Source organism: Acinetobacter sp. MB5, from assembly GCF_003261585.1.
GTDB lineage: Bacteria > Pseudomonadota > Gammaproteobacteria > Pseudomonadales > Moraxellaceae > Acinetobacter.
In genome coordinates, this window is the sequence record NZ_POVU01000019.1 from 43525 (window position 1) to 49895 (window position 6371).

Annotated in this window: 6 protein-coding genes; 2 read left to right on the plus strand and 4 right to left on the minus strand. The window is 41.2% G+C overall.

Features of this window, described 5'->3' with window-relative positions; genetic code table 11:
- Positions 1-19 precede the first annotated feature (19 nt).
- Complete coding sequence (gene ribF, locus C1A47_RS15185; RefSeq protein ID WP_111895870.1) at positions 20-1021, minus strand: bifunctional riboflavin kinase/FAD synthetase; 1002 nt, start codon at positions 1019-1021, stop codon at positions 20-22.
- Positions 1022-1210: 189 nt separating this feature from the next.
- On the opposite strand from ribF, the gene C1A47_RS15190 reads away from it, so the two are divergent.
- Positions 1211-1813 (plus strand): 5'-methylthioadenosine/S-adenosylhomocysteine nucleosidase, encoded by a 603-nt coding sequence (locus C1A47_RS15190; RefSeq protein WP_171294406.1) that lies wholly within the window; start codon positions 1211-1213, stop codon positions 1811-1813.
- A gap of 16 nt (positions 1814-1829) precedes the next feature.
- Here the strand turns inward: C1A47_RS15190 and C1A47_RS15195 are convergent, their stop codons facing one another.
- From C1A47_RS15195 to C1A47_RS15205, 3 genes are all read right to left on the minus strand, one after another.
- The gene (locus C1A47_RS15195) at positions 1830-2453 is read right to left on the minus strand and encodes a TetR/AcrR family transcriptional regulator (RefSeq protein ID WP_111895872.1); all 624 of its coding nucleotides are present in this window, start codon (positions 2451-2453) and stop codon (positions 1830-1832) included.
- A 125-nt stretch (positions 2454-2578) separates the two neighbouring features.
- Positions 2579-3937 (minus strand): amino-acid N-acetyltransferase, encoded by a 1359-nt coding sequence (argA, locus tag C1A47_RS15200; protein ID WP_111895873.1) that lies wholly within the window; start codon positions 3935-3937, stop codon positions 2579-2581.
- Positions 3938-4260: 323 nt separating this feature from the next.
- Positions 4261-5217, minus strand: a complete 957-nt coding sequence (locus C1A47_RS15205; protein WP_111895865.1) for a DMT family transporter — start codon at positions 5215-5217, stop codon at positions 4261-4263.
- 108 nt (positions 5218-5325) lie between these two features.
- On the opposite strand from C1A47_RS15205, the gene C1A47_RS15210 reads away from it, so the two are divergent.
- Positions 5326-6219: a LysR family transcriptional regulator gene (locus C1A47_RS15210; RefSeq protein ID WP_111895866.1), complete on the plus strand. Its 894-nt coding sequence runs from the start codon at positions 5326-5328 to the stop codon at positions 6217-6219.
- The last annotated feature ends 152 nt before the right edge of the window (positions 6220-6371 follow it).

A 6371-nucleotide genomic window follows, 5' to 3' on the forward strand; every position in this document is an offset into this window, starting at 1 on the left:
TCAAAATTAAAACTAAAATTTAAAAAGGGAATTCGTGGTGTTGCTCACGGAATGCGCGTAATTGTACAACATCATCCTGAATTCCTGCTTTGAGTGCTTCTAAAGAAGGATAATTCCGTTCACCATGCAAAAAGTGTAAGAATGTCACTCGCATTAATAAACCATACAGATTAGCAGAAACCTCAGGAAAATGTACTTCTAAACGCCATTGCGGGTGTTCCTGACGAATCGCAGGACGCGTGCCAACATGCCCTGCCCCAAACAGTGCCGTCGGTTGATAACCTTTGACACCGAGTTGCTCAGGTGAGTCTTGACGGACTTTGGCATCCAGTGCGGTCGTCTCACAGAAGACATCTACTGCGTAAATCCCGTTAATACATGGACGATGGCGGTTTAAACGTACATTAATCGTTGGAAAATCAATGGTTCGACCAATCTGATCGCCATATTGTACCCGACCTGTAATGCTATACGGACGACCAAGCAGGCGCGCAGCCAAAGCCAGATCACCTTTTTGCAAGGTTTCACGAATACGGGTTGAGCTGACACGCTCACCATCGAGTTCCACAGTATGCAAGTTGGTGACACCAAAACCATACTGGCGTAAAAACTCGGCATTGCCCTGACGGTTTTTACCAAAATGAAAATCATCACCCAACACCAAATGCTGTGCATTGAGTTGTTGTTTTAAAAGTTCTGAGAATTGTTCCGCACTCAAGCTACGAAAATGATTGTCAAACTTGGCAATCACCACATAATCCACACCCAACTCACTGAGATATTCAACTTTTTCACGCAGTGACGTAATCCGTGGCGGCGCTTGATAACCTTTAAAGAACTCTAAAGGTTGCGGTTCAAAAATCATCACGGCAGTTTTCAACTGCTCGGCTTGCGCTGCTTGTTTGAGCTGAGCAATCATCGACTGATGCCCAAGATGCACACCATCAAAGTTGCCAATCGTCACGGCTGTCTTTGGCAAATCTAAATCGGCTGGCAATGCATTCAAACGAAGTAGCTTCATGGCACTTTTAAAAATTGATGATTTCAAAGCCAACTATTGTGCCATATTCTGATCAATTCGTCTTGTGGTTGTTTTTATCAAATTTTAATGTTTAAAAACATATATTTAATAATAAAAATCTCAATTTATTTCAAACCCATCCAACTTACTGTCACTCTTACAGATCAATACAATTTGGTTATACTAAACATGCAACTTCAGCCCCAAAGAGTAGATCATTTGAACAATTTGCATGACCATGCCCTGATCATGGCACTTCCGAGCGAATCTCAAGGTTATTTCGAAAATCATGGCATTACCGTGCACTATAGTGGTATTGGTAAGGTCAATGCGGCATTTAAAGCCTATGACGTGATTCAGCGTACAGGTTGCAAAACCCTGATCAATTTTGGTACCGCAGGCAGTTCAAGTTTTCCACGACATGCGTTAGTTGAAATCGGGCAATTTGTACAACGCGATATGGATGTCTCTCCGCTTGGTTTTCCTGTCGGAACGACACCCATGGATGACGAGCATCCTGCTGAAATTGAACTGGAACGCTATTTTCTGGAACTTCCCTATGCCGTGTGTGGTACAGGTGATTCCTTTGAAACAGGCTTACCCAAAGTGCAATGTCAGGTGGTCGACATGGAAGGCTATGCGCTGGCAAAAGTCTGCAAAAAACTGGGTGTACGCCTGATTTCAGTCAAATATATTACCGATGGCGCAGATGATAGCGCGCATCTCGACTGGCAAGAGAATCTAAAAGTGGGGGCAGAAAAGCTCTTGCAGCTCTACCAACAACATTTTTAAAGCAATAACACCAGCGTTATTCTTGCGCTGGTGAGGTCATACTGCCATGTAATAGCATCGCAATGGTATGTTGAATGGCACGTTGATGAAAACTACGATTACGCAAGGTTTTGCCTAAAATCGCAGAAAACTGGGCATCAAAATCAGCATAGCTTTGCGTAATTGACCATAAGTTCAAAATAAACAGCTCAGGATCAATATGTGCTGACATTTTCCCTTCAGCCTGCCAGTGTTGTAGCACTTTCAGCTTACGCTTGACGTGTTTCTTAATCGAACCTTTCAGTACCGTTTGAATATACGGTGCACCTTGAATAATTTCTAAGGCAAACAGTTTAGAGGCTTTCGGATTGGTTTTAGAAAATTCAATCTTTTGCGTAATATACTGGGTTAAAATTTCTTCAGGTTCTAAACCTGATTCAAACAGTTGCAAAGGTTCAATCCATTTCTGAAGAACTGACATCAGCACTTCAATATACAGCGCTTCTTTATTTTCATAATAATAGAAAATATTCGACTTATGCATTTGTGCCAACTGGGCAATTTCATCCAGACTCGCCCCATTAAAGCCGTACACAGAAAATACATCTAAGGCAGCATTTAAAAGTTGATTACGTTTTTGCGTACTTTTCTTTAGTTCCATTGCCAACACAATTTCAGAGAAATGAATTTGATTGTAGAGCAATTCTGTGACTTTGTGCACTTATCTTATCGATAAATGCACAAATCCATAAAAATAAAATGGGTTTTAAAAAAAGCATCGAAATTTTAGATTATCTTTTTAAATACCAAGGAATTACGCTGATAGTTATATAGGGCTTGTCGAGCATTTGGTAAATCATCGACTGTTGCATGGCTAAAACCATGCTCCAAGAACCAATGTGCCGTCCGCGTGGTCAATACAAAGAGTTGGCGAATCCCCAAAGTTCGGGCTTTTTCTTCCAAGAAGTTTAAAATCTGGCTGCCACGGTTTGACTTACGATAGCTTGGATGCACCGCAACACAAGCAATTTCAGCCGATGCAATTTCATTTTCAGTCGTTGGAATCGGATATAAAGCAGCGCAAGCCAAAATCGTTCCATCGCGCTCAATCACTGCAAATTGATCAATCTCGGTTTCCAAGCGCTCGCGTGAGCGATAGACCAAAATCCCCTGCTCTTCGAGCGGACGTAGCAAGTTAATTAAACCACCGACATCCTGAATATTCGCCATACGCACTTCTTCATAATGTGCATCCGTGACCATGGTTCCAATCCCGTCACGGGTAAACAATTCCTGAATCAAAGCGCCATCATGCGCATATGGTAAAACATGCACCCGCTGCACACCATTGAGTGCCGCATCTTTTGCCCCTTGTAAGTACAACGCCATTTGACTTTGGCTTTGCTGAGATTGAGCAATATATTGATCGAGCAGATGCGGTGCAATTTCACGCTGTAACTGCCCTTGCGGATTGAGTACCCCACGTTGATTGCCCAAAAAAATTAACTTGTCTGCTTTGAGCGCAATTGCGGTTTTGGTAGCCACTTCTTCTGCCAATAAGTTGAAGACTTCCCCCGTAGTTGAATAGCCCACAGGCCCGAGCAAAATAATGTTGTGACGTTCCAGCAAACGCGTCATGGCATCTACATCCACCGCACGAACTTCACCTGTCAGCTGAAAATCAATACCATTACGGATCCCATAAGGCTTGGCAGTAATCAGATTGCCCGAAACGACATCAATCCGCGCGCCAAACATGGGGGAATTGGCAAGCCCCATCGACAAAAGTGCTTCGATCTGCATACGCACAGCACCGACTGCCTGCATCACACAAGGCAATGCTTCACGGGTTGTGACACGACGTGACTGCTCAAAAGGCGTTTCAAGGTGCTGAATTTGCAGTTGGGCATTAATTTGTGGACGTGCGCCATAAACCAAAACCAAGCGAATGCCAAGGGAATGCAGTAACGCAATATCATGAATAATATATTGAAAATTTTCATGCTGGATGGCCTCACCATCAAACATCACCACAAAGGTTTTATTACGATGCGCATTAATATAAGGTGCGGAATGACGAAACCAGTGCAAATAATCCTGCGTATTTTGATGAACAATCGCAGTGGAATCTTGTATTTTTTGCATGCTGATCTCGGCTAATGGCATATCTTCAATATTCTAAACAAAAAACCAAGAAGAAACAGTGTTTAGAGCATTCGCATTTTGCAGAATTCAAAGCAATTCTGGTGTAATGATTACAGCGTTGTCAGCAATCTCTTACAACGCTTACCGCCATTAGCGGCTATGGCATCATTCATTTTTTTCTTATGATTAAATCATACAGAAACAGGATTTTTCTTATTAAAAGAATAAAAAATCTAGGTATGGAAACCTTATGGTATGACAGGAGTTGTACCCTCGGTGAAGAATCAAAAAAGCCTCAACAGGATGTTGAGGCTTTTTTGATTCTATGAAATCGCAGATGGATCCGATGTTTTTTCTGGCTGTACTCGCATATACAAGCGAATCACCCAAAACACTCCACCTAAAATACAACCAATTGCAATCGCTTCTAAGGTACTAGGAAAACGTCCAGCAAATACATAGGAATAACTACATGCAAACAGGGTTTCAAACACCATCAACTGCCCACCCAAACTAATTGGCAAGCGTCGGGTTGAAGCACTCCACAAGGCATTTGCGATCCAAGAACCCGCAATTGCCAAAAATAAGCTGACCATTGCAAAAGTCACCCATTGCTCTGTAGTTTGCTGTAAAAACCACGTTTTCGGCATCAAAATTACCGTTAATATCCCCGCAGGTAAGGCGATTAATCCCGTCATAATACCCATTAAACTCGACCATTCACGACTGTTAAATGCACTTTCTTTCAAATAACGTGCATTATGAATCGCAAACCATGACCAACTCCCGACTGCAGCAACAACACATGCCATTCCAAAAATTCGTTGCCCAGTGCTCGAATGTACACCAAAAAATACATCAGGAATAAAGTTAATCAAAATCAAGCCAAATGCCACAACACATAGCGGTAACTTGAGTTGTGAAAAGGGTAGACTCAACTGTTCACCTCGTCCTAAAAAGGCAATTGATACAGGCATTAAGCCATTAATTAATGATGTCATGGTGATACCAGCAAACTGTACAGCAGTACCAATACAGGCAAAATATAAAATGTTACCTGCAATCGACAACTGAATCAGTTTATAAATATCGGCTTTATCTAATTTTTTAATCAATTGTTTTAAGGTAGGCAATGCCACAAGCAATGAAATTAGCCCATATAAAACAAAGCGCACACTACTAATCAGAATGGGATTAAATTCAGGAATAAACCAGGGAGCAACAATCGTTCCTCCCCACAAAGCACAGGCTAAAATCGCGAAAATAATGCCTTGACGCATACTGATTTTCCCTAAAAATAAAACAGCAGCATAAAGAGATCACAGTAAAAAGACTAAAGATCATTTAGAATTAATCTATTCCATAGAGGAATAGCAACGGTAAAAAATATGAGTCCTTATATTAAAAAATTACCCCCTCTTGAAACCTTGATTGCCTTTGAATCTGTCGGGCGGCACGGGAGCTTTACCCAAGCAGCAACTGAACTGTATCTGACTCAAAGTGCTGTCAGCAAACAGATTCGGCAACTTGAAGACACCTTAAAAATTCAACTATTTGAACGTAAACCTCGCGGTGTGGTATTGACCCCTGCTGGAGAAGAATTACATCAAACAACTCAGCAAATATTTGAGAAATTACAACATAAAATCATTCGCTTACAGACAATTCATCAATCCAATAGTGTCACTATTCTTGCAACACATGCACTGACCCAATTTTGGTTATTTCCTAAATTGGTCGAATTTCATAAAGCTTATCCCAACATTACTGTACATGTCGATGCGATCAATACTATGGATGAATCGAGCTTTACCCAATATGATCTTGGTATTTTATATGGTGCAGGGCATTGGTCATCTTTACATAGCCAACGCCTGATCCCAGAAGTCATTTATGCTGTTGCTCATCCTGATCTTGATATTTCGAAAATTCATAACTTAAATGACTTAGCAAAAATTCCATTAGTTCAAATTAATGCAAGCGCATGGGATTGTTTAGACTGGAAAGACTGGTTCCAACACTTTGATATGTCCTATCAAATTGCCTCAGGCAGCCCAACGTTTAATCAACTAACATTGGCTTTTCATGCAGTGCAACAAGGAATGGGTATAGGATTAGCATGGAGCTTTATAGCAGATGAATTGGTACATACAGGAAAACTTCAACAAGTGACATCTTTCAAATGTCACACTGGAAATGGAGAATTTTTAGTCTATGAAAAGCATCGAAAACTTAGTGACGCAGCACAAATTTTTCACGACTGGTTAATAAACTCAACCTAACTCTCTCATTTTTCATTTTTTCTTAATTTTTACGCATAAAGAAGCACCCCGACCTCTATAGAGATTGGGGTGCTTTGAATAATGAGCTGGCGATGACTTACTCTCACATGGGTAACCCCACACTACCATCAGCGCTAAGAGGTTTCACTTCT